This is a genomic window from Rothia sp. P100 (genome assembly GCF_023712425.1).
Classification (GTDB): Bacteria; Actinomycetota; Actinomycetes; order Actinomycetales; family Micrococcaceae; genus Rothia; species Rothia endophytica.
In genome coordinates this window covers 866,938-893,168 of record NZ_JAMAYG010000001.1, presented here as the reverse complement: position 1 = coordinate 893,168, position 26,231 = coordinate 866,938, and the positions used below count along the sequence as shown (strand labels likewise).

Below are 26,231 nucleotides of genomic sequence, written 5' to 3'. Positions count from 1 at the left end.
TTTTCACCTCCTGTTCGCCTGGGAGCAAGGTGTAGGCTAGAGCCAGTTGCAAGACTGAAAGGCGTGATTGCTGCAATGAAAGATCTAGAAGTAAACCCGCCCCGACGCTCTAACTGGCAGAAGGAAGACGGGGTCAAGTACCTGGTGGCCCTCGATATCGACGGAACCTTGGTTAACCACGACGGCGTTATGAGCGAGGCCGTCAAAGAAGCTGCCCAGGCTGTAGTGGCTGCTGGTCACCACGTGGTCATTTCTACCGGACGTTCCATGGGTGCCACCCTGCCCATCGTGAACATGGTGGGCATGACCAGAGGGTACGCGGTGAGCTCCAATGGCGGAGTAACCCTTGAAATTGACCCCGCGGTCCAGGACGGCTACCGCATCCTGGACAGGGTCTGCTTTGACCCCTCCCACGCCATCACCATGATCAAAAAACGTTTGCCCGATGCCTCTCTGGCTCTTGAAGCCCCCGATGGCACCGTCTACGCCACCGAAAACTTTGAAGACTGGTCCTTTGGCGCTAACACCGTGAAAAGAACCCGCACCGAGATGGCTGCTATGGAGTCTGCGGTTCGTGTGGTGGTCTCATCCTCAACCCAAACCCCCGATGACTTCAAGCGTGCTATCTACGATGTGGGTCTGCACGGCGTTAACTACGCGGTGGGCTGGAGCGCCTGGCTTGATATCGCCGCTCACGGTGTTTCAAAGGCATCAGCCCTCGAACAGATTCGCCGCCGCTTGAGCGTTGATCCCCGCCACACCGTTGCGGTGGGCGATGGCTACAACGACAAAGAAATGATTCACTGGGCTGCCCGTGGCGTAGCTATGGGCCAAGCGCCAGCTGAAATTGCTGCACTTGCCACCGACGTCACCGGCAGCGTCTATGAAGACGGCCTCGTGCCGATTCTGCGCGAACTGCTCTAGATGCCCTTACTCGCTGACCTTACTGAGTGATGGGATGTACCAAAAGATGAAAGTAAGAATCCTATCTTCAGCACCAGCCCTGGTAGGGATTTTCAGCCTGCACAATGCTGAGGAAATAGGTTATATGCAAGACCACCTGCCGGTCTCGCCGCAGTTACTTGCCAGAGTGGGGTTAATGCCAGAAGACTATGCTCCCCGGAATATGGCAGTAGGCACTGGGCTGATTACCCTAACGTCTGCCGGCATCCTGTGCGCTCCGTTCCGCAACCGCGCTGTAGGAATAGCCCAGGTGGGGGCTGCAGGGGCACTGGCAGTGAATTCTCTAGCGCATGTGGGGCGGGCATTGAGAGAGAAACGTTATAACCCCGGGCTGGCTACTGCACCGGTCATGCTCTTTAGCTCTCTCAACTATATTTCCCGTATCCGTAGAGAGCTGGGCATGACCAGAATGACTGTAGGCTGGACGGCCCTCGGGGCAGGAGTTCTGAGTTTTCCCATCATCATAGGTTATCTACGGCTCGCACGTTGGGTGATAGGCGCTAGGGCCTGGGGAAAGTAGAGCCTCATGACCGAGACCGGCACCTTGTTCTATGACCCCGACTGCGGGATGTGCCAGCGTGCGGCCAACCTACTGGCACACGCCGGGCTCACAGCGCGCGTCGTTCCCGGCGAAGCAGAAACCCTGCTGGACGCCGGGGTACAACTAGAGCGCTTCATACGGCAGATACCCTTCCGCACCGAACAGGGGCAGGTGGCCTACGGCGCGCTCGCTATTGGCCTAGCCCTGCGCACCAGCCGCTATGTTCCGGTGCGGGCTGCCGGCGTCCTGCTCACCCAGCCCCTCATCCGCCCCGTCGCTGAACGGGTCTACCGTGTGGTTGCAGATAACCGCTCCACCACCTGCACCCTCAAAACCTAAGAGCTAGAGCCGTCATAAAGGGTCACTCTTACACCTGGCTACCGCTCACCTTGCTAGCCTAGAGAGGCAGAGCAAGGAGGGCGCCGCGTGGTTGGAGTTTTAGAGGGTTTCACGATTATTGCCGTGGTAGTCGGGGTTGGATACCTGGTCGCCCGCCTGGATATCCTTCCCCCAAACTCGGGCCTAGCACTCAATAAGTTTGCTTTCTTTGTTGCCCTGCCGCCGCTCATGTTCGTCACCATGGCGCACGCTGATCTGCGCGTTATTTTCTCTGCCCGGCTACCCATTGCTGTGCTGAGCTTCAGCGTCGTTGCCCTACTCTACGCACTGATTGCGCGGTTTTTGCTGAAGAAAAGTGCCGGGAGGGTTACTGTGGGCGCTGCCTCCTCGGGTTACATTAATGCTAACAATATGGGTCTGCCGGTAGCTACTTATATCGTGGGGGACGCCGCGCAGGTTGCACCCATCTTGCTCTTTCAGCTTCTGATTGCCGCGCCAATCGTGTTGACGATCCTCGATACGGTTTCAACCGGTCGCCGCCCCTCGCTCACCACGGTGATGAGTCAGCCGGTCAAGAATCCGCTGATTATTGGGTCAGCGCTCGGCCTGCTGGTCAATATCTCTGGGCTTACCCCGCCGGATATCGTAATTGAACCCCTGCGAATTCTGGGTGGTGCCGGCGTACCCCTTATTCTTGCCGCTTTTGGTATGTCCCTGCGCGGTTCGCGTCTGCTCGATACCCCCGGGCAAAAGCTTGAAACTGTTCTGGCCGCCAGCTTCAAGAACGTACTGATGCCCCTGCTCGCCTACCTCTTGGCCCAGTTTGTTTTCGGGCTTGATGCGCAGGAGGTCTTCGCAACCACCGTGTTAGCGGCGCTCCCTAGTGCACAGAACATGTATAACTTCGCGGTGCGCTATAACGTGGCGGTCGGTCTTTCCCGTGACATCGTGCTGCTGTCCACCATCGGGGCGGTGCCCGTCATCCTGGTGGTTTCGTTACTGCTTGCCTAGCGGCAGCAGCTTCTGCAGGCAGGTTGGTTAGGCGGCGTTCAACTGCTCCATGAGATGTTCCAGCAGGGGGCGGGTGGCTAGCTCTTCGTGCCAGAGGGAGCGCACTAGCGTCTTACTGACCGCCTGCGAGGTAATACCCAGAGCCTGTGCCACGGCTTTTTGCTGACCGCGCACCCCCGGGATGAGCAGATCAAGGACGCGCCATTCGGCCTCGGTGCGGGCGGCAGTCACTCGGTAGAGCAGGCGAAGCAGCCCGGTGACTTGCTCAGCCTTCTCGCGATCCCGGGTGTTCAGGCAGATACCGCGTGGAGGTGCACCGGTCTGCGCCAGCTCTACTGCGGCGCGTGAAGCGTTGAGGGCAGCACCTTCGCAGTCGGTGGTTGCTACGACTCCCAGAGCGGTAGCAAAACGGGGTAGGGTGAGGGAACCGACGCCGATACCCACCCAAAATTCGCCGTAACGAGCACCCAGAAGGGCGGCCGCCAGAGCGTCCTGGGCAGTGTCGAAAGCGCCCTGTAGTTCATCATGGTAGGTCTGTGCAAAACCTACGGTGGGCTCTAGCTGCTCCAAGCGCTGAGCGAGCGCGGACATATCGGAGCTAGCTAATCGGGCGATAAAGGTTAGAACAAACACGGTTTCCAGTATGCCCTACTCACCCGGTCTGTGTGGGGGTAGCTACCCCTCGTCCCAGAAAAGGGTCTCAGTATCAACGCCCATCAGGAAGAGCTCTTCTTCCAGGGGTTGGCGGCATTCAAGAGGCAGAGCGATGCTGCTGCAGGACAGATCGTAGCCCAGGTAGACACTTATCTGGTCAAAACCGGTGCGTAGTTTGGCGAGGGAACGGCAGAGGTCCGCTACACCTGCCAAATCAACATCTGACCCAAAGACCCAGAAGGAGTCAGGGCTGGTCAGCTGAAAGAGCCCTACCGGCTGACCGCCGCCGTCCCGCCCGCGCACCCGCACCCAGCCGGCTGCATCGATAGCGCCTTCCGAAGGAGCAATCGGGTCAAAGACCCAGGCGCGGGCTTTTTCTAACCAGCTGGGTAGCTGCGGCATGTAGAGCGTTTCTTCGCCCTTTGACCAGGGGGTGGACGCGAAGCTGCGGGCATACATGGCAGACCAGAATTCTTCTTGAGAACAGCTCACCCCCACGCTGTTGAGCAGGGCAGGGTCACCGGGGGCACCGAACTGTTCTAACCCGGGGCTAAAATTTTCGGGGTTCTGCATCGACAGGTCGGCTAGGTAGGCCTGGTCCCAGAAAGTGGGCCGGGTGGTGTAGCTCTGCTCGGTGAGCCGGTCGTTGATACGCTGCAAAAAGTCAGGCTCACCAAGAGCCACGGTCTGCCCATCAAAATGAAAAATGTAGGGTGATCGTGATCGATGGGTGGGGGTTAGTGCCATGCTCTCTCCTTGTAACGTACCGGTCTAATTATGCTCTCTTGCAGGGCGCTTGGGTAGCGCCGCACAGCTCGGTAGGGGCAGTGCCGAACGGGTGAGTTTGATGAAGCCGCCCAGAAGCGCCAGTGCCTCCGATGAGACGGGCAGAAAGTGGGTGAAGCTAGCTGACTTAATGACGACCGCCGCCCACATGCCGCGCGAAAGGGCAACATTCAGGCGGTTGGACGACAGTAGAAAGTCAGTGCCACGCGGGGAGTCCCCGGCGCTGGATGCCGCCATAGAAACTAACACCACCGGCGCCTCCTGGCCCTGGAACTTATCGACCGTGCCCACCCGCACCCCGCCGTCTTCATCAGCTAGGCCAGCCTCTAAGAGGGCTTCGCGAATAGTCTCAACCTGGGCATTGTAGGCTGCCACCACAATGATGTCCTCAGGCTCCAAGGGTCTGGTGCTCTCGGGCTCCTGGAGGGAGGGCGTCCACTGATGCCCCAAGAAACTGCGGGCCAGGCGTACCACCTCGGCTGCTTCCTTGACGGAGAAGGTGCCGTTGCCGCTGTGCTCCACCTCGCTCACATAAACCCCCGGTTGCCAGGTCTCTAGAAGACGCTCAGCCCCGGCCGGCGCCGAGCTGAGCTTGCCCTCGTAGGACAGCGCGGAGACCGGGGCGCAGAGCGCCGGGTGCATGCGCCAGCTAACATCCAAAAAGTAGCCAAACGTCTCGGGGAGCACCGTACGCCCGTCAGAGAGCCAGCCCAATGCTGACTCGTCTACCGGGTAGGGGTGGGTACCTTGGGTAACCTGGGGTAGCTGGGCAGGGTCACCCAAGAGCAAGAGGTTCTTAGCTGACCGGGCTACCGCAAGTGTATTGGCCAGGGAATACTGGCCCGCCTCATCGATCACCAGCAAATCTAGCGACTCTGCGCGGAACTTGCGGTCGGACGCGAAATCCCAGGCAGTGCCCCCAAAAATTCGCCCGCCCGCGCCATCCATGAAGCGCTGAACTTCAGGATTGCGTACTTCCTGCCAGGGGAAGTCCGGGGTCTGGCTCTTCCCCAGACCCTTAGCTACCTGTTCGGGGTCAACCCCGCCATTCTTGATGCAACCTAGCAGCATGTTCTCCACCACCGCGTGGCTCTGGGCAACAATGCCCACCTTCCAGCCCTCAGCTACTAGCCGTCCAATCACGTGGGAGCCTACAAAGGTCTTGCCAGAACCGGGAGGGCCCTGAACCGCTACAAAAGAACGGTCAAGCTCAGCCACCGCCGAGTAAATCGCCTGAACCGTTGCCATACTGCCGTGAGTCTGTGCGAAATCAGCCGGACGCGGCAGCTGTCCCCCTGTTTTCAGCCGCGGGGACGCCCGCAGAAGCAGGTCGGTTCCGGCAGTTTGCGGCAAGTGAGGTAGGGATTGCGCGGTGGCGCTCGCCAACTCTAAGAGAGAATCTTCCTGGGCTTTTGTGGGGATAGGGGTGGAGGGGGTCACGGCCAGGGGCAGTGCCCGGTAAAGTTCAGGCTGCCCCTCCCCAAAACCTTTGAGACTCTCGCGCACTCTAATCCGTACTAGGGCGTCCTCACCTTCGACCTCTTCTACATCGAGTATCTCGCTGTTGAAGGCACCTGCCCGCTCAGGCGGTGCTGGCAGGACGCCCTCGTGCAGCGCCGCGTATTCCAGTGCCTGCTGGTGGGTTTGTTGCTGCAAAAACTCGGGCAGGGGGCGGGCATACATGGCAAAAAGGTTCTTATCGCCCACCTTGAGCGAAGATCCCGGCGCCAGGCGCGCAGTGCCGGCTAGAATCCGCGAGAGACTGCGGGCACCGGCAGGTTTGTGCCAGTCCTCCTGCACACCCACTCGCTCAAAAATGAGGACGTCCCGGGTCTCTTCCCAGTCATCTACCGGAGCGGTTAAACGGTCAAAATGGTCCCACCAAAACTGGCGGCGCTCCCTGCGATGGTAGCCGGTAGCAGAAGCAACCATAGCCACCGCTTCCTTCTGGCGAGTAAGGGCATCAGCCATATCAACGCCCGCCACGAAGCGCTGCAGGGTGCGCTCCACCTGCGTTTCCTGTTCGTCTTTACCGGACTGCATTAGAAGCTCGCTGACATCAACTAGGGGAGTGGGCTCCCTGGTCTCGTCCCGGGCGTCACGCCCTGCTAACTCCATAAGCCAGTTGCGCAAGCCCAGCAGAGAAACTCCGTCAAACTGCACATCGGTCTCCACAGCAGAGGTAATAGCCGCAACTCGCTGGCTATCACCGGCGGCACGGGCAGTACCCAAATCTGCGTAGGCTCCTTCCGGAATCTCAAAAGCTCGGCTCTGCCCCTGTATGTACAAGGGTTCTATACCCGCTAGAGAAGCCGTGCCCGCAGAGACCCGTAAGGACCGACGCAGCACTTCGGACAGATCCACCAGAATGTTATGCCGCAGTAGCTCTGCGATATAGTCCTCGCCCAGGCTGTGCTGGGCCGCTAGCTGACGTAGCGCGTTCTTGGTCTGCGCACCGAAGTGATAGATGTGCAAGCCGGGGTAGCCTGTACGCCTCTGATGCACGGCATTGAGGAAGGAGAGAAGAAGCTGTTTTTCCTCTGACCGGCTGTGTGCCCAGACCGGGGTGAAGCTGGGTGCCTGGCCCGGCTCCGAATAGGAGGTTAGGCCCAGCAAGTAGCTCAGCCCCCAGGAGTGCTGCCCATTGGGGTGGCTCTCATCGCGCCAGAGACCATCACCCCTCAGGCTGAGAAAAATATCTTCAGAACTAGCCCGCGGCAGCTGCCCCAATGAATGCTTGGGGAGCAGCTTATAGCTCACGCTCTGCTGCTGGCCTCCGCTCTCAAAGGCGACCGAAGCATCCGGTTGCGCGAGCCCCGTTTGCAAAGCCGCCTGCTCAGCAAATTTACGAGTGGCACCGCTCAAACCAGGCTGACCTGCCAACTGCGCCAGTTCCTCTATACGGTGCACCCCGTGCCGCTCTATCAAGAGATTGCGGGAGCGCGCCGTCATGCCCTGGGTGAGCATAATATCTCTGTGCTCCTGCACCTGAAGCAGGCACTCATCACAGACGCCGCAGCGGCTGATTCTGCCGTAGTCAGGGTCTGAATGCCACTGCATCGGCTCGCGCCCACGCTGGCAGTGGAGGCTCAGCAACACCCTCAAACGCTCCCGCTTCTCTTCAAAAACGGGGGTAATGGTATCTAGATTGTGAAGGGATTCAACTCCATTGCCCAGAATGAGCGAAGCGTGACGGTCTACCTCAATACCCGCCTGGGATAGTTGATCAGCGTAGGCAGCCAGCTGTAAAAGGGCAGTGACCCGGGCGGTACGTGCCAGTTTGGAATCAACTACCCGGTAGGTACCATTTGCTTGCTTGACCAGAAAGTCTGCGCGACCGTGAAACTCACCGTCAAAAAAGGAAGCTTGAAAGACTACATCCGCGCCGGCTCTGAGAGCTCTAAGAGATTCTTCGTGTTTCTCTTTGAGAGCCTCCGAAGTATAGGTAGCTGCCGGCTCCACCTCGTAGACACCCCGCTCGCCGTCCCACATGCCATAGGCAGAGACTAAATCGGCAAGAACCCTGGCTTCGTGAGCTTCACCCAGAGTAGCTGCGCGAGCCCTGCTTTCGTTGACCACCTGCTCATCACGGGGCACCCGCCCCAGCTTTTGATCCGCGGTGTGCAAAACAGAGAACTCACACTGAGCAGACTTCACCAGATCAGAGGCAGAAAAAACCGGACGCAGGGATGCATCACTAGCGGTGTTTGAAGGTTCTGATGCGGTAAAGAACATAGGTGCTCCTTGATATGTTTCTCTAAGGCTAGCAAGAGGGGCTGACACTTTAGGGTCGCCCGTAGGGGCGTAGGTTGGCCGGTAACAAGACCCGGGGAGCCATTGTTTGGTCAGTATATAAAGACATCAGAGGTCAGTTATGAGCTGTCTTACAAGGTATATTCGTATTAGAAAATAATGCGAAAGTATGTTCGATTACCTTCTATTATTAATAGAAGGTTAACTAATTCCTGCTGGCGTTTTGCCGATTCCTTGTCGAATTTTTCATGACAGGTTCTTTATTTTAACCTCGCCACGCCGGTGAAAGAGAGAATTTGATACCACCTCTGGTGACGCTGGTCCCAAATTAAAGCAAGCCGTTTCTTAGGTATTCATTGATGACCGCTACGCTTTGTGATTGATGAATTTTCCCCTAAAACTGTAGTTTCGCGATAAACATGTAACGAAATAATAAAAATTAGGTCACGATTCTATAAAGTTATCTTCAGCTATTTCACATTGCACACACACACCACATCGCATCCTTAGGGTGCAACGAATCGGAGTCATCGTGAACAATCTTCTTGAAGCTGCGCGGCCTACTCGACGTCAGGTCGCTGCACTTACCCTTTCTGGCCTAGCAGTAGCCGGTGCCGCTACCGCCGCTACCGCAGCACCCTCTGATCTGCGTAGCGTTTCAGCTACTCAGCGTGCAACGGACCAGCAGAGGCTACTTGACCTCATCAACGTTTTTAGGGCGCAGAACGGTCTCAGGCCAGTGCGTCACTCCGCCACTGTGGCTACCGTGATGCAGGTAGAGGCTGAACGTCAGGTGCGAGCCGGTTACTTCTCCCACGGAACCGAATTTATTTATAACCCCACGGTTCAGGGGTACAGCTTCGTGCGCGAAGTCATCGCTCTCTCTTATAACGATGACCTGAATGTGCTGATTAACTTCTGGAAGGGCTCGCCCGCCCACTGCGCCGCCGTGCTGGCACCCCAGGCAAACGTTATGGGCATTGGTCTTGCCTACGGTCACGGCACCTCTCTGCCCTGGCGCGTACTGGGCAACGTTGGTATTTACGAGTACCAGGCTGGACGCGGCCCCAACGATTACGTTTCAAACATCACCGCCGATTTAGGCACCCAGTCTGATGGGTCTAAAGAGGTACCTGCTTTCGCCCTGACCGGTGCAATTGGCAACCACTACTATGCTCGTGGCGGCGCTAACTTCTTCGGGCAGCCCACAGGTAACGAATTTGGTTCTATCAATGGCGGCGCTATCCAGAACTTCTCCAATAGTCGTACAATCTACTGGACTCCTCAGCAAGGAGCCCATACTATCTACTGGTCAGGTACTATTGGTCGTCGTTTTGCCGGTGCTGGCTTTGAGCACGGTTGGGGCTATCCCATGAACTCTGAATATAATTTCTGGGGTAGCGTGCGCCAGGATTTTGTGAAAGGTGGACGCATCAACTCCGTCTACTGGACCCCTTCAACCGGTGCCCGCGTTATCAATGAAAGCGGCGCTATTTCTGCCCGCTGGTATTCTCTGGGCGGCCCTCCTGCCCTGGGTTTCCCCACCACAGACGAAACTATGGGGAGCGACGGGGTGATCCGCGTCAGCTTCTCCAAGGGCGTCACCATTAACTGGAGCGCCAATCGCGGTGTTTGGGTGAACTAACAGCCTCAACTGCAACGCCCCGCACCTCATTCGTAGACAGATGAAGTGGGGGGCCTTTGTTTTTCTAGCGGTCGGTGAGGGTTGCTGAAAAGCGGTCGATAACATTTTTGGCGGCTTCGGCGTCCTCTAAGTCATTCATGATGACCGAGAAGATGAGCACTCGCCCGCCGTCAGTGACGGTGTAGCCGGTCAGCGATAGCACGCTGTTGAGAGTGCCAGTTTTAGCGCGTACCAGACCACGAGCTTCTACTTCTTCTGGGCTGTTAAACCGCGTGGTCAGCCCCAGCGTGCCGCTGTAGCCAGCCACCGGTAGGCCAGCTAGGGCCAGTCGTTCTGAGTCCGTGCCGGTGACGGCTCGTTGTGTCAGATCGGTAAGCAGCTCGTTGCTGACCTTATTGTTGAGAGACAGTCCGCTGATATCTGTCTGCTGATAGTCAGTGGGCAGACCCTGCTCGCTCAGGACGGCGCGGATCTGGGCAAGAGCATCACTCTGGGAACCATCCCCACCCCGCGCAACCGATAGGTTACGCCCCAGCACCTCTGCCAAGGAATTATCGGACTGCTGCATCATCAGCGCGCTCTGCTGGGCGGCCGTGGCAGATTCCACGGCAGCCAGCTCGGTGGCATCTTCACCGCTGGGGCTCTGGGCGCCTGTGATGAAGCTGAGACCGGCGTCTTTACCTACCCGGTTAAGAGTGCTCACCAGCTGCTGGTGAACCTGCCCTGGAGCATCCTGGGGGCGGCTGGTGCTAGCCTCACTTCCGCTGCCATCAGGGGAGTAGTGGGAGAAGAAAGCTAAGGGGGTTACCTCTGTCATGAAGCCCGAGTCGATATCCTCCTGCGCCCAGTCTGAGTTGAGCGCAGGCCCGGCGAAGATAGAGGTATCCAGATTGACGGCTAATTCGCCGGTGATGCCCTGGCTCTTGAGGGCATCCACGGTTTTCTGCGCCAGGGTGGTGATACCGGCATGGCCCATCACCGCATCGGGGTCAGATTCGCCGGGCACCAGTAGAGTATCTCCGCCTGCTACCAAAGTGAGGGTTTGGGGGTCAGCCAGCTCTACGGACGTTTTAAAACGAGCCTGTGGTGCGGTGGCCAGCAGGGCGTAGTCCACCAGCATTTTCATGTTGGACGCCGGCACGCGGCCGGTACTGGCGTCGCGGCTGTAGAGCACCTGCCCGGTCGCTGCGTCCACTACTTGAGCGGAAGCTGTGCCCTGGCCCAGCGAGTCAAGCACAGCGTTGGCGTCTGCGGTGAGTGTAGCGGCATCCACCGGGGTGCCTTCGCTTGCACTCTCTACCTGCTGAACCTGCGCTAAGGACGCCGGCGCAATGGCTGTTGTTTGAAGGCGCTGGGTTTCAGACCAGGTAGGTACAGCCCAAGTGCCCGCACCAATGCAACCTGAGGCTAACAGGGCGGTGGCAGCCCACCAGCCCGCAGCTTTTTTGCGGGTAGTAACAGACTCAGACACGCCAACCTCCAAAAACGACTACCACCACAATAACCCGCCTGAGCGGCATAGCCTTGCCTTGTCCGCTAGACTAGACCCGATACACTCGTGCACCCGCGCACATACTTCAACCTAGGAGGTTCCTCTTGGAGCTCGACGTCACCATCGAAATCAACCGCGGCTCACGCGTCAAGTACGAAATCGACCACGAAACCGGCCGTCTGCGCCTGGACCGTGTTCTCTTCACCTCCATGCAGTACCCCACCGCCTACGGCTACTTTGAGGACACCCTGGGCGAAGACGGTGACCCCCTGGACGCCATGGTCATCCTCGACGTTGACGTAGTTCCCGGTGTGCTCGTAGAGTCACGCCCCGTTGGCGTCTTCCGTATGACCGATGAAGCCGGCGGCGATGACAAGGTTCTCTGCGTTCCTACCGACAAGCGTTACGACCACATCCAGACCATTGACGATGTGTTCGAGCAGCTCAAGAACGAAATCAAGCACTTCTTTGAGCGTTACAAGGACCTGGAGCCCGGCAAGTGGGTCAAGGGCGAAGGCTGGGAAGACCGCGAATTCGCGGAGAAACTGGTTGAAGAAGCTAAGGTTCGCTTCGCCGAATCCCACTACGACTCAGCTGCTGAAGCAGAAGCTGACGAGAACTAAGCAGTTTTCTATCACCGGTGAGTGAGAGTGGTGCAGTCCCGCTACCGAATGGTAGTGGGACTGACCCTTTTAAGGGGCAGACGGTAAAGTGGGGGTCTATGAATGCCTCACCCGCTCCCCAGCGTCCTGACAGCGCCCGCTCCGTGCCCCTGAATTTTGGGTTGGCCCACAAGGTTGCCAGCTTCATCACCCCCGGCGGGCCTCGGCTAGAAGACCAGCGCAAGCGTAGCGCCGTAGAGGATATGCGCTACGCCGCTACCGCCGCCGTGGATCATGTCTATAACATCACCGGCTTAGACGCCGCCCACAACCTGCACGACTCTGAGCTTCTCATCGTTGACCGCGCCACCTGGGTGCAAGCCAACGCCCAGTCCTTTGACGTCATGCTGGGGCCTGTGGCCGAAGAGGTGCTGGGTAGCAAGCTAGAGCACCTGACTGACACCCAGTACGCCATCACCGAGGTGGGCGGTGCCACCGAACTGGGCGCGGTGCTGGGCTTCCTCTCCACCCGCGTGCTGGGGCAGTACGACCCCTACGCCGCGCTCGCCGGTCACGGAGCGTCCGGCGGCAGGCTCATGATCGTGGCACCTAACCTGGTTCAGCTCGAAAAAGAGCTCAATCTTGACCCCGCAGATTTCCGCCTCTGGGTGGCGTTGCACGAGCAGACCCACCGGGTGCAGTTCGCCGCTGCCCCCTGGCTGCGGGATTACCTGCTGGCCACGATGCACGATTTAGCCAGGGAACTGGGGCAGGTCACTGAGAACCTACCCGAACGTCTTGCTTCTGCTGCCACCGGCGCGGTGCGCGGTATGAAGAACCGCGAAGCGCTGGGTGAAGGAACCCCCGCCCCCGGCGTCACCGCCCTGCTTAGCCCTGAGGGCAAGGAGCTTATGGACCGGGTCACCGCCATCATGAGCCTGCTCGAAGGTCATGCCAACGTGGTCATGGACGCCGTGGACGGCTCCATCGTGCCCAGCGTCAAAACTATCCGCCGCCGCTTTGAGCGTCGCGGCAAAAACCAGGGCTTCTTCCCCCGCTTCATGGGCAAACTCTTGGGGATGGATGCCAAAATGTTGCAGTACAAAAACGGGCAAAAGTTCGTTCAATACATTGTGGATCAGGTGGGCATGGGCGACTTTAACCGCATCTGGGAATCCCCCGAGAACCTGCCAGCCGCCACAGAAATAACCCGCCCTCAAGCGTGGATTGACCGTGTACTCGGTGCAGCCCCGGCAAAAACTATCTCAGCACAAACCATCCCGGAGAACTAATGCAAGAGGCACGCAAAGGCAGGCTTAACCCCACCGTGGGTGCAGCGCGCGGGGCATTGGCCTCCGCCCTTAATGACGCCCTGGGGTCGGGTACCGTGGCCCCTGCAGGCCGGGCTACTCGAAACCGGCAGGACGCGAGCGAGCAGGGTGCCGGCATCCAGCACGAAAACTCCGCCGTGCCCCTGGTGCTGGTGGCGGTCAGTGGCGGCCCTGATTCTCTGGCGCTCGCCTCGCTCACTGCCCACTTTGCCCGCCGCGGTGATCTTCGTGCCGGTGCCATCGTGGTGGACCATCAGCTGCAAGAAGGATCGGGAGAAGTTGCCGAGAGCACCGCCCACGTTCTGCGGCAGATGGGGCTATCGCCGGTTTTAGTAGAGAAAGTCACGGTTAATTCCAGTAGTGAGGGCCCAGAAATGGCGGCACGCCTTGCCCGCTACGGGGCTTTTGAAAAGGCAGTCCGCGAAACCGGTGCCGCCGCCGTCCTTTTGGGGCACACCCTAGATGATCAGGCAGAAACCGTTCTGCTGGGGCTGGCACGGGGTTCAGGCACCCGGTCGCTGGCTGGCATGCCCGCCCTCAAAGAAGAAAACGGTGTCACCTACCTGCGCCCTCTCTTGAGCGTACGCCGCAGTGAGATTGAGGAAATCTGCGCCGCCGAGAACCTGAACCCCTGGTACGACCCCACCAATACCGACCAGTCCCTCATGCGCGCCAAAGTGCGCCACAGCATCCTGCCTTATCTTGAGGAGCACCTGGGAGGGGACGTAGCCCTCTCGCTGGCACGTACCGCTGCCATCACCGGGCCGGACGCTCTCTACATGCACCAACAGGCAGAAGCAGCCCTCACCCTGGTAGAAACTAGCCTTACTGAAGTGGGTGGCCTGGAAAAACTAAATCTACCCCCGGCAGCAGAAACAGCTGACCTGGTACTGCTGGACCGCGCCAGCCTGCTGAACCTTCACCCAGCTCTGCGGGGCCGAGTGCTGGCGCTCGCCGTCAAAAAAGCCGGTGGTTTTAACCCCGGGTTCGAGCGTTTAGGGGCTCTGAATGAGTTTGTGAAAGAACACTCCATTGCAGGACCAGTTCAATTACCGGGCCATGTCAGCGCCTATCGCCGCCGCCCCTCGGCCGCCCTTTTACGCCAGGAAAAACAGATAAACCTCAAAAAAACCGGGCTTATCGTTTTACTCAGCACCTCAAAGTAACCATACTTAAAGGTAGGACGCGCCGCCGCCCGGTAACGGCGGCGGTGCCAGCAGCTTAAAACAACCAGAAAGCAACAGACGTGGACGCTAACGACGTACAGAACGACATCAAGCACGTTCTCTTCAGCAAAGAAGAGATTGACGCCAAAATTAAGGAGCTTGCCGCTCAGATCGATAAGGATTACAAGGGCAAGGACGTGCTTCTGGTGGGCGTACTCAAGGGCGCGATCATGGTGGTAGCCGACCTTTCCCGTGCGCTTAAGGCCCACTACACCATGGACTGGATGGCTGTTTCCTCTTACGGCTCGGGCACCAAGTCCTCCGGCGTAGTTCGTATCTTGAAGGACCTCGACACCGATTTGACCGGCCGCGATGTACTCATTGTTGAGGACATCATTGATTCAGGCCTGACCCTCAAGTGGTTGCAGCAGAACCTGGTGTCCCGCGGCGCGGCGTCCGTGGAAATCTGCACTCTGCTGCGCAAGCCGAAGAGCGTGAAGACCGATGTTGACGTCAAGTATGTCGGTTGGGATATCGAGCCCGAGTTCGTCGTCGGCTACGGTCTTGACTTCGCGGAGCGCTACCGCAACCTGGACTGCATCGTCACCCTGGCTCCGCACGTTTACTCCTAAACTGCCTTTAGTATTGAGCGCGCAGGTAGCCCCCGGGCACCTGCGCGCTGCTGTATCTAAGCCAGGTTAGGGCGGGTAAGGGGAGAGGCAGCCCCGGCTTGTCCTTTAGCCCAGAGGCGAAACAAACCAGCATCACGGTTAGAATTCAGGAAACTTAGGTACATTAGATAGGTCTTTAAGTTCTTAGGCCCCGTTCGCGGCGGCAATAGAAAATGTAAGTGGTTGGGCTCGCCTAGCCCCGTCAGATGTGGAAGGCACGGCATTGACGCAAAAAACGGATAACACCCCTGATGGCAAGAAGAAGGGGTTCTTTGGCAAGCTGATTTCAGGGCCCTGGTTCTGGGTTCTTCTTGCCGTGCTCATTGCGGTCCCCATGCTGTTTGCTAACAGCTTCTCATCAGCACGCCAGGTTGATACCAACGTGGGCCTGGGACTGCTGAACGACGATAAGGCGGTCAGCGCCAAGATTTACGATGGCGATCAGCGCGTGGATCTTGAGCTCAAAGATGACTACGTGAATGGTTCTGGTGAAAACCAGGGCAAGTCCGTTTCTTTCTACTATGTTGAGCCCCGCGCTGATGATGTGGTGGCGGCTATGGACGATGCCGGCTTGGAATCCTTCACGGATCAGCCGGTGCAGACCAACTGGTTTACCTCCATGCTGTCCTTCATGCTGCCCTTCCTCATTCTCGTAGCTCTCTTCTGGTTCTTGATGTCTCGCATGGGCGGTGGCAGCTCCCAGATCATGAACTTCTCTAAGTCAAAGGCTAAGAAGTTCAACAAGGACAACCCCACCGTGCGTTTCGCCGATGTTGCCGGTGTGGATGAGGCTCTGGCTGAGCTTGAAGAGGTGCGCGAATTTTTGGCTGAGCCTGAGAAGTTCACCCGTCTGGGCGCGAAGATTCCCAAGGGTGTTCTGCTGTACGGTCCTCCCGGTACCGGTAAAACCCTGCTGGCTAAGGCCGTTGCTGGTGAAGCCGGCGTACCCTTCTTCTCCATTTCAGGTTCTGACTTCGTTGAAATGTTCGTAGGTGTGGGCGCCTCCCGCGTACGCGACCTTTTCAAGGAAGCCAAGCAGAACCCCGCTGCCATTATTTTCGTTGATGAAATCGATGCTGTGGGCCGCCAGCGCGGCGTCGGCATGGGCGGCGGTAATGACGAACGCGAGCAGACCCTTAACCAGCTGCTGGTTGAGATGGATGGCTTCGACGGCACCTCTAACATCATCGTTATCGCGGCGACCAACCGCCCCGATGTGCTCGACCCCGCGTTGCTGCGCCCCGGCCGTTTTGACCGCCAGGTGGGCGTGGACGCCCCCGATATGGCAGGACGCCAGCGCATCCTTGAGGTGCACGCCGCAGGTAAGCCCATCGATCGCCGTGTTGACCTGGGAACAGTAGCTAAGCGTACTCCCGGTTTTACCGGTGCTGACCTGGCTAACGTCATGAATGAAGCGGCCCTGCTGACGGCCCGCGATGGCGGTAATGTCATTGATGAGCGTGCCATTGACGAGGCGATTGACCGCGTCATGGCCGGCCCCCAGCGTTCTTCCCGCATCATGAACGAGCACGATCGTAAGGTGACCGCCTATCACGAGGGCGGCCACGCCCTGGTTGCTGCTGCCCTGCGTAACTCGGCACCCGTCACTAAGATTACGATTCTGCCCCGTGGCCGCGCCCTGGGGTACACCATGGTTATGCCGCAGGATGATAAGTACTCCACCACCCGTCACGAACTGCTGGATCAGATGGCCTACGCCATGGGTGGCCGCGCGGCTGAAGAGGTCGTCTTCCACGACCCCTCTACCGGTGCGTCCAACGATATTCAGAAGGCAACCGACACCGCGCGTAAGATGGTGACCGAATACGGCATGAGCGCCAAGGTAGGTTCGGTTCGCCTAGTCGCTAAAGAATCGGATCCCTTCCTGGGCGGTGGCGGTGGCGGTGGCAACCAGCATTCCGACGCTCTGGCTGCCACTGTGGACGCCGAGGTGCAGGCTCTGCTGGAGGGTGCCCACGACGAGGCTTTCCAGATTCTGGTTGAGAACCGTGACGTGCTGGATACTCTTGCTATGACTCTGCTGGAGAAGGAAACCCTGCTAGAAAAGGATCTGGCAGAAATCTTTGCTAACGTACGCAAGCGCCCTGAGCGTGAGCACTGGTACTCCAAGGAAACCCGCGAGAAGACCAACATCCCCCCTGTACTAGCCCCCAGCGAACGTGCTGAGGCAAACCAGGGTAAGAATGAAGAGTCTGAGGGTGCTCCCGTTGAGGGTATTGTGCAGCAGCCGGTGGTTGATCCCATGGACCATGGCACACCCCACCCCGGCGCGGCTGGTCCTGATGGCACCCCCGATGTGGACCCGCTGGGAGGGCAGCGCTAATGGCGGTAGATCAGCCTCGTATCGAGGCCGCAGTACGTGAGATTCTGCTGGCAATTGGTGAAGACCCCGAGCGTGATGGTCTCCTAGATACCCCCGCCCGCGTGGCACGTGCCTACGACGAGATGTTTGCCGGTCTGCATATGGATGCCGGCGATATTCTGGGAACAACTTTCGATATTGACCATTCCGAGATGGTGCTGGTCAAGGACATCCCCTTCTTCTCTACCTGCGAGCATCACCTGGTGCCCTTCTACGGAACAGCGCACATTGGTTACATTCCCGGTGGTGACGGAAAAGTAACCGGCCTGTCTAAGCTGGCACGTCTGGTGGATCTTTACGCTAAGCGCCCTCAGGTTCAGGAGCGTCTGACTACCCAGGTGGTTGAGGCTCTTGAAGAGCATCTGGCTCCTTTGGGCGCCATTGTGGTCATGCAGGCTGAGCACATGTGCATGTCGATGCGCGGCGTGCGTAAGCCCGGCACCAAGACCGTGACTTCGGCAGTGCGCGGTGCCCTGCGTGACCCGGCGACCCGGGCTGAGGCAATGAGCCTTATTAACGCTTCCTAGCCTTGAATAGTAGAAAGGGGTCGGTTTGTAGCAACAAACCGGCCCCTTTCGTTGTGTCCTAGCACCAAGAGCACCTGTTAGATGGTGGCGTCTGTATCCTCTTGAAGGGTCAGCCCCCGGCGTAATGCTCCTTCAATAAAGAAGAGAGCTGCGATAAAGAGGATGGTCACCATTCCCTGGTCTGAGAAGAAAGTTGCCTCTTTTTCTAGGGAGTCCAGAGCGTAGGCCCTGCTGACACCAAAGGCCACCACCTCAGTGAAAATGGAGTAGCCAATCATGCCGATCAGCAGGACGATGGGCACGGCTCGCAGGGTTGCCAGGGCAGTGGCGGTGAAGTCAGCCTTCCGGTAGAAGGCTTTAGCTACCCGATGCAGGAGCACAGCGGTGGCTAGATAGACCATGAACTTCCAGATGAAGCCTGCCCAGGCAGCCACTACGGTGAGCTGGCCGAGATTCTCTGCACTGACCCAGTGAGTGCCGCCGGTGAGCTCGGGGTTGAAGCGGTGCAGGGGAGAGGGGATGCCCTGTTCAGGCCACTGTATAACGGCAAGCCCAAGGATCATGAAGATAGCGAAACCGGTGTAGACGTAGGCGACACTGAAGTTATGCTCTTCTGGCTGGTTCTTATTCTTATTGCCGGCGTCCAGCCCCAGGTAATTTTTGAGTTTTCCCATCAGGAGGCTCCTTTGCCGTTGTAGGCTAAGAGGTCGCCCGGGCTGCACTCTAAGACGTGGCAGAGAGCGGTGAGGGTTGAAAAGCGGACGGCGCGAGCGCGGTTATTTTTGAGCACCGACAGGTTGGCAACCGATACGCCCACCTGCTGGGAGAGCTCAACCAGGCTCAGGTTTCGCTCTTCCAGGAGCCGGTCAAGGTTGCACCTAATCTGGTGTTCTTGGTCTGGTGGCATACGTACCTCTCTGAATCAAAAAGCCTATCGTTTATCGATATGCTCTAGTGTGGCATAACGATAAACGATAGGCAAGAGGTCAGACGGAAGGGTGAGCCGATGGGTGCCCCCGCTTGCTTTTCACGCTGGTAGAGTGCGGCGTCCAAGCCCAGCATGAGCAACAAAGAAACCCCAAAGACCGGCAATGCCAGGCCCAACAGCACGGGAACACTGATGCGTGATAAGGAGGGGCGCGGGCTGGACAGCGCTGCGCAGAGGGGAATAGCCAGTGCCCAGGTCGGCATCTAGAGGAGCGGGTGGGTGTGAAGGCTGCCTCCCGCGAGCAAGTGCATGCAGAGCGATGAGAACGGCACAAAAGAGGCACTCAAAAGGTCTTTGAGTGCCCTGTGCTGTCACATTGATAAAGGCATAAACATCATTGTAAACCCAGGTAGATTCTCACCAGGTACCTTCGACCCCTAGACTGGAGACATGAATTTACCGCACGCTCACGGCACTTTTGAGGCTCTGCCTGCCGACCGAACTCTGGTGATGGGCATTCTCAATGTCACCCCTGATTCTTTCTCTGACGGTGGCCTGCACGCCACGACCGAGACAGCTGTAGCTCACGCTTTGCGTCTAATAGAGCAGGGGGCTGACATCATCGATGTGGGCGGTGAGTCTACGCGCCCCGGTGCGGTGCGCGTCCCGCTGGCTGAAGAACAGCGCAGGGTGCTACCCGTGATTGAAGCGCTGGCAGCGCAGGGTGTTGTGATGAGTGTTGATACTCTCAACCCAGAAACTGCTCGGGCAGCTGTGGCCGCCGGTGCCCACATCATCAACGATGTGGCTGGTATGAGCTTGCGTGATGATATGACCGAAGTGGTAGCGGAGTTGAACGTTCCCTACATCCTCATGCACGCCCGGGGCACCTCCCAGACCATGGATTCTCAGGCGACTTACGGCCGGGTTGCTGATGAAGTGACCACTGAACTGCTGGGCTTGCGGCAGCGCCTACTGGCCGGGGGAGTGGAACCCCAAAAAATCATCCTTGATCCGGGCCCCGGTTTCGCAAAACGCGGGGACCAGAACTGGCAAATTTTGGCGAGTATTGAGGGCCTGGTTGCTCGGGGGCATAAGGTTCTGGTGGCTGGCTCCCGCAAGCGTTTTATCGCCGCTGCCTTGCAGGCCAGCGACGCGGCGTCCGCGGGGCAACCCGTGGATCAGGTGGCTGAGCGTGCGCCGGCTGACCGCGACGTCGCCAGCGCCGCCCTCAGCCTGATGGCGGCGGAAGCCGGGGCGTGGGCAGTGCGGGTGCATAATGTGCGTGCCACCGTGGACGCTCTAGCGGTGAGGTCTGCCTGGCAACAGGGCGCCGAATAGGTTAAAGAAATATACTTCTCACCGCTGAAATAAACGCTTCACAAAAGAAAAAGTGTTTGTGACCTTAACCTCCTTCTTGGGTGATGTGAAACTCAGTAAGCTGGGAGTTTCCGCAGAAAATCGGCAGAGTTTGAATACATCATGTTTAAAAGCACGAATTACTAGTAGCTCAAGTAGCCTAAGCACCGTGGATAATTGTTAGACAAGACACCAACGATGGTGCTCACTGACCCCGGTGAAAGGTGGCCATGCACGTTCACGAATCATCTAGCGATTTCACGCGCAGGGACTACTCGCGCGCCGACCGTATCACGCTGACCGGCGTGGGTAGCGTCGGCTATCACGGTGTGCTTAATACCGAAAAACAAACAGGGCAGCCCTTCTTCGTCGATATCACCATGTTCACCGATTTCGCCCAAGCCGCCTCTACCGACGATGTCGCTCATACCGTCAACTATGCTGAGGTCGCTGAAGTGATCCGCGAAATCGTCACCGGTGATTCCTTAGATTTGATTGAAACCCTGGCAGAAAACATCGCGCAGACGGTGCTGGAGCGTTTTCCCCTGGATGCTGTGGAACTAACGGTGCATAAGCCTAATGCTCCTATCGAAGTCACCTTCGCAGATGTTGCGGTCACAATTTTTAGGGAGAATCATGCCCGTTAAAGCTGTTCTTGCGCTGGGATCAAACCTGGGTGCTAGTGAAGATACTCTGGCTCAGGCTGTTGCTGATCTTGCTGCTCACGAGAAGATTGAAATCACCCGAGTCTCACCGATTGCAATTACTGCACCCGTGGGGGGCCCCGCCGGTCAACCGGATTACACCAATATGGTCATTGAGATAGCGGTAGCTATGCGGCCCTTCATGCTCCTGGAGTATTGCCAGAGCATCGAAGAGAAGCACTACCGCACCAGAGAAGTGCGCTGGGGCCCTCGCACTTTGGACATCGACATCATCGATATCGCCTCCCTCGAGATGGACGATCCCGACCTCACCCTGCCCCACCCCCGCGCCGCCGAGCGCGCTTTCGTGCTTGAACCCTGGGCCCGTATGGACCCAGCCGCCGAGCTCATGGGGTCCTCTGTACGTGAACTAGCGGATGTAGCCCCAGACGCGGAAGGTATTAGGGAGTTCCGCCCAGCCCCAGTGGTGTGCGCGTGAACCTGAAGCCCCGCGCGCTGGCGCTCACCCTTGCCGGTGGAGCCGCCACCGGCGCCATCGTTAATTCGCTGAGCGTGCGTAATGGGGGGCCGGAGCTTTCTCTGCCCACCCTCATCTGGGTGGCAGCTCTCCTGATTGGCGGCGCAGTTCTTTATCTGGCTAGCCAGGTCAGTAAGTTCAGCAAACGTGAAACCCGCAGCCAGGCGGGCAACATGAATGCCCTGCTAGCTGCCCGCATCGTGGTTTTTGCGCAGGCACTGGCTTTGACCGGCGCACTGGTTATGGGCTGGCAACTGGCTATCCTGGTCTTCCAACTTGGCCTCATGAGCAGCCGCGCTTCTACCTGGCCGCTCGCAGAATCAGCTATCTCCATGGTGGCAGGGCTCTTTATGATGGTTTCCGGCCTCATCGCAGTAAACATGTGCAGGATCCCTCCCGGTGATGATGAAGACCGCGGCGGCACGGGTCTGGGTGAGGGCCTGCCGCAGACCGGGCCCCTAGCGAACCGCGAAAGTAAGTAGTAGCCTTCTTCGACAGATTACATGCCTATGGAACAATGAACACTGAGGTTGATGAGTTACTAGGCAGAGAGCGCTTCCATGACTGAGAACAGGCTGATCGAAGATAATGACCAGGGGCAGGCTGTACGTCCTCCCGCTGTAGCAACACCTTGGCAGCAAGCCCAGGCGACTGAGACTGTTAGCTCCCCAGCTTTTACCCCCACTCTGCCTCCGCTTGACCTAGACGGTCTGGGCAAGGATTTCATCGACCCCGCCGACATTGAATGGAAGCGGGTGTCCCCTAAGTACCTCAAGGTGCGTATGATTTCGCGGGCTATCTGGTCGCTGATCATGATTGCTTTAGCTTGCCTTCCCCTGCTATTTACTGAGGTTCTGGGCTGGTGGAATATGCCCCTGTGGCTATCGGTATCTTTGGCCGCGGTAATGGTGGTGTGGCAAATCTGGCTGACCATTATTGTCAGACGCCAGGTGCGCGCCTTGGGCTACAGCGAACGTGCTGAACACCTACTGACCCGTAAGGGCATCATGTTCCGTCAGGTGCGCGCGGTACCTTACGGGCGCATCCAATTCATTGACATGAGTTCCGGGCCTATTGAGAATATGGTGGGTCTTAGCCATCTCGACATCAAAACGGCCGGCGGAGCCAGCACGGTCCTTCCCGGGCTCGATAGGGCAGAGGCCCAGCGGTTGCGTGAAATTTTGACCGATCTATCTGAGACTAAGATGGTGGGCCTGTAGATGAGCGCCTCAAAGCGTGAAAACACGGCGCACTCAGATGAACCTCTCGATCGGGAGCAAGAACAGACTCTGACCTGGCGCCGGGCGCACCCACTCTCACCTCTGGTCCGGTCCTGGCTGATTATCGTTGCCTTCCTTTTTGGAATTGTGCGCCCCGCCGTTGAAGATTTTTTTAGGGGTGATGATCCCCTGACCTTCCAGGATTTGGCGACGGTTCGCCCGCCTGAGTCCGGCATGCTGGCCTGGTTGCACCTCTTTGGGAGTTTTTGGCTTCCGGTAGCGGCGGTGCTGGTTTTTCTGCTGCTACTGGTTCCCTTTTTCCTGACCTGGTTTTTTTACCGGTTCGCGGTGGATACCTCCAACGTTTACGTCAAGAGCGGCATGCTCTTCAAGACTGAGCGCAAGGCCCGCCTTGACCGGGTGCAGTCCATTGACGTCAGCCGGCCCCTGGTCGCCCGCATACTGGGGCTTGCTGAACTTAAGTTCGATGTAGCGGACGGCGCTGGATCAGCTTTGCAGGTGCAGTATCTTAGCTACCGAGAAGCACGCAGGCTGCGCGATGAACTGCTGGTCCAAGTGCGGGACTTGAAATCAGGCTCGAAGCCTAGCGCGGCTGGTAGCCAGCTAGAACCTGGGCACCCTGACTCTGCACCTGGTGCCCAGGCCGGGGAACACCACCTGCGTCAGCGCCTGGCTCAGCACGTCACCGAGAATTTCAGAGGGGTACGTGGTGAGGGCGAGCAACAGATTGTGCACGTGCCGGTAGGCAGGCTGCTGGGTTCCATGTTCCTCTCCTTAGGGGTCATCATTATCATGCTCATGGTGGTTACTATGGGTGGCCTTATGGTGTGGGCGGATGTAAGTATGGGTGCACTGTTTGCCTCCAATATGGCGGTGTTTGCTGGTCTGGTTTCTGCTCTCTGGAAGCGTCTGAATACCGGGTGGAACTTCAGGCTGGTGACTAGCCCTGATGGTCTGAAGACCCGTTTTGGCCTCACCGATACCGTTACAAAGACTCTGCCCGAGGGGCGTATCCAGTCGGTCAAGGTGACCCAGCCCTTGCTCTGGCGCCTGACCGGCTGGTACAAGGTATCTGTTGCTTTGGCTGGACAGGGCGAAGGCGAAAATACTGCCTTTGCGGGTGAGTTACTGCCGGTCGGCACGCGAGCTGACCTGCTGCGCATCCTACCTCTGGTCGTTCTCGATGAGACGCGCGGTGGAGCTTCTGCCGAGCAGTTGCATGCTGGTCTGGACGCTAAGGGCAGCGGGCACGGTTTCACAGCAGCGCAACTTACTGCCCGCTCCCGCATTGACTGGTTTGCCATCAGCCGTAACGCCTTTTCGCTGACTCCCGCCCTGCTGCTGGTGCGCGGGGGCATGACCACCAAGCGGTTGAGCATTACCCCGCACTCGAAAATTCAGCAGCTTGAACTGAAACAGGGGCCTGTGGGCAAACGCTTCGGCTACGCGGATCTAACGGTTACTGCCGCCGGTGCTATGGTAAGCAGCAGCGAGCTGAGTTTGGTGGATGCTGAAACGGCGCGTGCCCTGCTGGTACGCCAGGCCCAGCTGGGCGTCCACGCCAACCAGGTATTAGCTGCCCCGGGTGTTTACTCACAGACAGAACAGAGGACAGCCCTTGATTGAGTTACTTGCTGCCAAGAAAGCTTTTAAAGAGAACCTGGTTTTTGATGACGCCTCGGTGCAGCTGCACCGAGGCACCTATTACACACTGACCGGCCCCAATGGCTCGGGCAAATCGACCCTCATGAAGTGTCTGCTGCAGCAAGAAGAGCTGACTGAGGGATATATGCTTTTGAATGGAGCGTCGGTCAAGTCCTCTTCCCTGCCCTTTCGCACCCAGGTCTTTGGTATCAATGACGCTATTGGATGGCTACCGGGGGTGACCGTGGGGCAACACCTTGAGATGATGGCGCGGGCTGCCGCAGAAATTAACGAGGCATTGGGCACTGACCCCGAGAATCTCTATAGCCCCCGCGAGGCCCTCGAAGAGCTGGGGGTGCCCCAGGCCTACGACCGGCAGCCCTACACCCTAAGCTCTGGGCAGGAGCAGCGCTCGCGCCTAGCATCCCTGCTGGTACGCCCAGCTCGCTACTATTTTCTGGATGAACCCGAAAAACGGTTGGATGCCACCGGGGTGCAGTGGATTACCGAGTGGGTTGATTGGCGGGTTACGGACATCGGCGATATGGTCTGCATTGCTACGCATGACCCGCTACTCAATGAAATAGCGGGTACCGTCAATCTGCGTTTCCCCCTGAACCAAGAAGAGAGCCGGGCGTGAGTGCCCTACCGGTCGCCCGCAGCCGCGGGGACCGTTTCGTAGAGGTCTACAATTCTTTCTTTTACGTGGCGGTATTTTTCGCTATTGCAGCCACTATGGCCTACGGGCTCCGCAATGTTCGCGGTACTTACCTTTACTTCACCCTCAACGATCAGCAGGCCCTCCCCTTCTTTGCCGGTGCCCTACTGATTTCCAGTGCTGCCTTTGCCTGCATCCTCTACCTTCTAGGGCCGGTTGCTTATTCGTCCTCTGACCTTTTTTGGCGTTTCACCGGCCGCCTGCCATTACGCAATCTTTGGCGACGCACCGAGAGTTGGGCGGTGCTGGCGTCCTGGGGGCTGGTCTCCACTTTGCTCGCCACGATCTTTGCTCCTTTTTCAGCTGCCTGGCTGGTGGGAACAGCCCTTGCGACTCTGCTCTTCGGGGCGGTTCTCATGCAGGGAGCACTGGGTTGCCAACTGCTGGGTAGAAAGCTGCCTCTCCTGCTGTGGGCGGCAGGTGCTTTTACCCTTGGGGTGGTTGTGGTGTTGCTGACCACCACTAGTTTAGGGGCTGGCATAAGGCTAAACCTCGTGCCTTTCCTTACCGGCGGCTGGGTTTTGGCGGCGATCGTGGGTTCTTTAGCTCTAGCCCTCCGAACGGCGCGCACCCCGCTGGAATGGCGCGTAGCAACGGCGGCTTACGGCCGAAGTTCAATGCTGCTCTATGCTTTGCACAATGTTGGCGGGCCTGATGGTTACCGCTACTATGGCTCGGAAGGTTCCCGTACCCGGCGCCGGTTGAGCTCAGCCTCGGCGGCGCAGCTTTCGCTAGCGGCCTTGGCGGACAGCCTCTTACCGTTGATACTCACTGCCCTGGTCAGCTTACCTTTTGCTATCTTCCTGGGAGTGGGGTTCGGTGCCCTCGGAGCGGGGGCTGCTATCGCACTGGGCACGTGGGTTGTGGCCTCTTTCTACCGCTGGCTGACCCGTGAGTGGGCCTCTCACCAGGCTCTGCGCCAGTGGCTGGGGGCTCCTTACTTTCGCACCCTGCTGGGGTTCGCGTCAGGATCAGGGGTTGCTACAGCTGTCTATGTGCTGACCATGGCACTGGTTTTTCAACTACCTCTGCAGCTGGCTTTGGGCGGACTGCTCTTTGGGCTTGCGATAGCACTGGGCGAGGTAAACCCGCCCACCCAGTTCAACTACGACCTCACCTTCACCACCATTGAGGGGCTGACCGTGCCCCTTGAACCCATAATCGCTGCCGTAAAAACCGTGGGGCTTTTGGTGGGTATAACGGGTTCCTTCATGCTGGGTGGTGCTGCTCCGCTACTGGTGCCCGCAGGGTTGCTGATAGTGCGAACCGTGCAGCACCTGCGCTCTGCCCGCTAG

General features: G+C 58.3%; 26 protein-coding genes. 19 read left to right on the top strand and 7 right to left on the bottom strand.

Translation table 11 applies throughout. The features are described from left to right. Positions 1–63: 63 nt before the first annotated feature. The 4 genes from M3668_RS04105 to M3668_RS11105 all read left to right on the top strand — a co-directional run bounded on the left by M3668_RS04105 (position 64) and on the right by M3668_RS11105 (position 2,854). Positions 64–924, top strand: coding sequence for an HAD family hydrolase (locus M3668_RS04105; RefSeq protein ID WP_251379520.1), 861 nt, complete (start codon positions 64–66; stop codon positions 922–924). Positions 925–970: 46 nt separating this feature from the next. Beyond that, positions 971–1,483: an HXXEE domain-containing protein gene (locus tag M3668_RS04100; RefSeq protein WP_251379519.1), complete on the top strand. Its 513-nt coding sequence runs from the start codon at positions 971–973 to the stop codon at positions 1,481–1,483. A 6-nt stretch (positions 1,484–1,489) separates the two neighbouring features. Further along, complete coding sequence (locus M3668_RS04095) at positions 1,490–1,843, top strand: thiol-disulfide oxidoreductase DCC family protein (protein ID WP_251379518.1); 354 nt, start codon at positions 1,490–1,492, stop codon at positions 1,841–1,843. Positions 1,844–1,930: 87 nt separating this feature from the next. Beyond that, positions 1,931–2,854 carry an AEC family transporter gene (locus M3668_RS11105; protein WP_251379517.1) on the top strand — a complete coding sequence of 308 codons (924 nt, stop codon included), beginning with the start codon at positions 1,931–1,933 and terminating at the stop codon, positions 2,852–2,854. Between the two features lie 27 nt (positions 2,855–2,881). Here the strand turns inward: M3668_RS11105 and M3668_RS04085 are convergent, their stop codons facing one another. The 3 genes from M3668_RS04085 to M3668_RS04075 are packed head-to-tail and all read right to left on the bottom strand — an operon-like array spanning position 2,882 to position 8,029. Beyond that, positions 2,882–3,487 carry a recombinase RecJ gene (locus tag M3668_RS04085; RefSeq protein WP_251379516.1) on the bottom strand — a complete coding sequence of 202 codons (606 nt, stop codon included), beginning with the start codon at positions 3,485–3,487 and terminating at the stop codon, positions 2,882–2,884. A gap of 42 nt (positions 3,488–3,529) precedes the next feature. Beyond that, complete coding sequence (locus M3668_RS04080) at positions 3,530–4,255, bottom strand: hypothetical protein (RefSeq protein ID WP_251379515.1); 726 nt, start codon at positions 4,253–4,255, stop codon at positions 3,530–3,532. 24 nt (positions 4,256–4,279) lie between these two features. Next, the gene (locus tag M3668_RS04075) at positions 4,280–8,029 is read right to left on the bottom strand and encodes an AAA domain-containing protein (RefSeq protein ID WP_251379514.1); all 3,750 of its coding nucleotides are present in this window, start codon (positions 8,027–8,029) and stop codon (positions 4,280–4,282) included. A gap of 550 nt (positions 8,030–8,579) precedes the next feature. Here M3668_RS04075 and M3668_RS04070 point away from each other — a divergent pair. After that, the gene (locus tag M3668_RS04070) at positions 8,580–9,692 is read left to right on the top strand and encodes a CAP domain-containing protein (RefSeq protein ID WP_251379513.1); all 1,113 of its coding nucleotides are present in this window, start codon (positions 8,580–8,582) and stop codon (positions 9,690–9,692) included. Positions 9,693–9,756: 64 nt separating this feature from the next. Here the strand turns inward: M3668_RS04070 and M3668_RS04065 are convergent, their stop codons facing one another. Continuing rightward, positions 9,757–11,163 carry a D-alanyl-D-alanine carboxypeptidase/D-alanyl-D-alanine-endopeptidase gene (locus tag M3668_RS04065; protein WP_251379512.1) on the bottom strand — a complete coding sequence of 469 codons (1,407 nt, stop codon included), beginning with the start codon at positions 11,161–11,163 and terminating at the stop codon, positions 9,757–9,759. A gap of 125 nt (positions 11,164–11,288) precedes the next feature. On the opposite strand from M3668_RS04065, the gene M3668_RS04060 reads away from it, so the two are divergent. From M3668_RS04060 to folE, 6 genes are all read left to right on the top strand, one after another. Continuing rightward, the gene (locus M3668_RS04060; RefSeq protein ID WP_237202924.1) at positions 11,289–11,807 is read left to right on the top strand and encodes an inorganic diphosphatase; all 519 of its coding nucleotides are present in this window, start codon (positions 11,289–11,291) and stop codon (positions 11,805–11,807) included. 98 nt (positions 11,808–11,905) lie between these two features. After that, entirely contained in the window at positions 11,906–13,078 is a 1,173-nt protein-coding gene (locus tag M3668_RS04055) for an Rv3626c family coenzyme F420 biosynthesis-associated protein (RefSeq protein ID WP_251379511.1), read from the top strand. Beyond that, positions 13,078–14,283: a tRNA lysidine(34) synthetase TilS gene (gene tilS / locus M3668_RS04050; RefSeq protein WP_251379510.1), complete on the top strand. Its 1,206-nt coding sequence runs from the start codon at positions 13,078–13,080 to the stop codon at positions 14,281–14,283. The genes M3668_RS04055 and tilS overlap by 1 nt, the downstream gene beginning before the upstream one ends. 80 nt (positions 14,284–14,363) lie before the next feature. Beyond that, positions 14,364–14,915 (top strand): hypoxanthine phosphoribosyltransferase, encoded by a 552-nt coding sequence (hpt, locus tag M3668_RS04045; protein ID WP_251379509.1) that lies wholly within the window; start codon positions 14,364–14,366, stop codon positions 14,913–14,915. A 262-nt stretch (positions 14,916–15,177) separates the two neighbouring features. After that, entirely contained in the window at positions 15,178–17,298 is a 2,121-nt protein-coding gene (gene ftsH / locus M3668_RS04040; RefSeq protein ID WP_285835639.1) for an ATP-dependent zinc metalloprotease FtsH, read from the top strand. Further along, positions 17,298–17,864, top strand: a complete 567-nt coding sequence (gene folE / locus M3668_RS04035; protein ID WP_251379508.1) for a GTP cyclohydrolase I FolE — start codon at positions 17,298–17,300, stop codon at positions 17,862–17,864. Before ftsH ends, folE begins: the two co-directional genes overlap by 1 nt. Before the next feature lie 77 nt (positions 17,865–17,941). On the opposite strand, the gene M3668_RS04030 is transcribed toward folE, so the two are convergent. Genes M3668_RS04030 through M3668_RS04020 form a run of 3 tightly spaced genes read right to left on the bottom strand, consistent with a single transcriptional unit; the run spans position 17,942 to position 19,055 of the window. Continuing rightward, positions 17,942–18,538, bottom strand: a complete 597-nt coding sequence (locus M3668_RS04030) for a hypothetical protein (RefSeq protein WP_251379507.1) — start codon at positions 18,536–18,538, stop codon at positions 17,942–17,944. Beyond that, positions 18,538–18,771, bottom strand: a complete 234-nt coding sequence (locus M3668_RS04025) for a helix-turn-helix domain-containing protein (protein ID WP_251379506.1) — start codon at positions 18,769–18,771, stop codon at positions 18,538–18,540. Before M3668_RS04025 ends, M3668_RS04030 begins: the two co-directional genes overlap by 1 nt. 44 nt (positions 18,772–18,815) lie before the next feature. Further along, positions 18,816–19,055, bottom strand: coding sequence for a hypothetical protein (locus tag M3668_RS04020; protein ID WP_251379505.1), 240 nt, complete (start codon positions 19,053–19,055; stop codon positions 18,816–18,818). Positions 19,056–19,242: 187 nt separating this feature from the next. Between M3668_RS04020 and folP the strand changes: the two genes are divergently transcribed. From folP to M3668_RS03980, 8 genes are all read left to right on the top strand, one after another. Continuing rightward, positions 19,243–20,133, top strand: a complete 891-nt coding sequence (gene folP / locus M3668_RS04015; protein ID WP_251379504.1) for a dihydropteroate synthase — start codon at positions 19,243–19,245, stop codon at positions 20,131–20,133. Between the two features lie 248 nt (positions 20,134–20,381). Continuing rightward, positions 20,382–20,798: a dihydroneopterin aldolase gene (gene folB / locus M3668_RS04010; RefSeq protein ID WP_251379503.1), complete on the top strand. Its 417-nt coding sequence runs from the start codon at positions 20,382–20,384 to the stop codon at positions 20,796–20,798. Next, complete coding sequence (folK, locus tag M3668_RS04005; RefSeq protein WP_251379502.1) at positions 20,788–21,294, top strand: 2-amino-4-hydroxy-6-hydroxymethyldihydropteridine diphosphokinase; 507 nt, start codon at positions 20,788–20,790, stop codon at positions 21,292–21,294. Before folB ends, folK begins: the two co-directional genes overlap by 11 nt. Further along, complete coding sequence (locus tag M3668_RS04000; protein ID WP_251379501.1) at positions 21,291–21,815, top strand: DUF3180 domain-containing protein; 525 nt, start codon at positions 21,291–21,293, stop codon at positions 21,813–21,815. The genes folK and M3668_RS04000 overlap by 4 nt, the downstream gene beginning before the upstream one ends. Positions 21,816–21,893: 78 nt before the next feature. Then, on the top strand, positions 21,894–22,553 hold the full coding sequence (locus M3668_RS03995) for a PH domain-containing protein (protein ID WP_251379500.1): 660 nt from the start codon (positions 21,894–21,896) through the stop codon (positions 22,551–22,553). Next, positions 22,554–24,200: a PH domain-containing protein gene (locus tag M3668_RS03990; protein WP_251379498.1), complete on the top strand. Its 1,647-nt coding sequence runs from the start codon at positions 22,554–22,556 to the stop codon at positions 24,198–24,200. It begins immediately after the preceding gene. Continuing rightward, positions 24,193–24,858 carry an ABC transporter ATP-binding protein gene (locus tag M3668_RS03985; protein ID WP_251379497.1) on the top strand — a complete coding sequence of 222 codons (666 nt, stop codon included), beginning with the start codon at positions 24,193–24,195 and terminating at the stop codon, positions 24,856–24,858. The genes M3668_RS03990 and M3668_RS03985 overlap by 8 nt, the downstream gene beginning before the upstream one ends. Further along, complete coding sequence (locus tag M3668_RS03980) at positions 24,855–26,231, top strand: hypothetical protein (protein WP_251379495.1); 1,377 nt, start codon at positions 24,855–24,857, stop codon at positions 26,229–26,231. Before M3668_RS03985 ends, M3668_RS03980 begins: the two co-directional genes overlap by 4 nt.

Excerpts from the sequence above, each read along its gene's own strand:
- M3668_RS04095 (WP_251379518.1), top strand. The coding sequence starts at position 1,490 with ATGACCGAGACCGGCACCTTGTTCTATGACCCCGACTGCGGGATGTGC.
- M3668_RS04020 (WP_251379505.1), bottom strand. The coding sequence starts at position 19,055 with ATGCCGACCTGGGCACTGGCTATTCCCCTCTGCGCAGCGCTGTCCAGC.
- tilS (WP_251379510.1), top strand. The coding sequence starts at position 13,078 with ATGCAAGAGGCACGCAAAGGCAGGCTTAACCCCACCGTGGGTGCAGCG.
- M3668_RS03995 (WP_251379500.1), top strand. The coding sequence starts at position 21,894 with ATGACTGAGAACAGGCTGATCGAAGATAATGACCAGGGGCAGGCTGTA.
- folE (WP_251379508.1), top strand. The coding sequence starts at position 17,298 with ATGGCGGTAGATCAGCCTCGTATCGAGGCCGCAGTACGTGAGATTCTG.
- M3668_RS04080 (WP_251379515.1), bottom strand. The coding sequence starts at position 4,255 with ATGGCACTAACCCCCACCCATCGATCACGATCACCCTACATTTTTCAT.
- M3668_RS03990 (WP_251379498.1), top strand. The coding sequence starts at position 22,554 with ATGAGCGCCTCAAAGCGTGAAAACACGGCGCACTCAGATGAACCTCTC.
- M3668_RS04030 (WP_251379507.1), bottom strand. The coding sequence starts at position 18,538 with ATGGGAAAACTCAAAAATTACCTGGGGCTGGACGCCGGCAATAAGAAT.
- folB (WP_251379503.1), top strand. The coding sequence starts at position 20,382 with ATGCACGTTCACGAATCATCTAGCGATTTCACGCGCAGGGACTACTCG.
- M3668_RS04055 (WP_251379511.1), top strand. The coding sequence starts at position 11,906 with ATGAATGCCTCACCCGCTCCCCAGCGTCCTGACAGCGCCCGCTCCGTG.
- M3668_RS04075 (WP_251379514.1), bottom strand. The coding sequence starts at position 8,029 with ATGTTCTTTACCGCATCAGAACCTTCAAACACCGCTAGTGATGCATCC.
- folP (WP_251379504.1), top strand. The coding sequence starts at position 19,243 with ATGAATTTACCGCACGCTCACGGCACTTTTGAGGCTCTGCCTGCCGAC.
- folK (WP_251379502.1), top strand. The coding sequence starts at position 20,788 with ATGCCCGTTAAAGCTGTTCTTGCGCTGGGATCAAACCTGGGTGCTAGT.
- M3668_RS04100 (WP_251379519.1), top strand. The coding sequence starts at position 971 with ATGAAAGTAAGAATCCTATCTTCAGCACCAGCCCTGGTAGGGATTTTC.
- M3668_RS04025 (WP_251379506.1), bottom strand. The coding sequence starts at position 18,771 with ATGCCACCAGACCAAGAACACCAGATTAGGTGCAACCTTGACCGGCTC.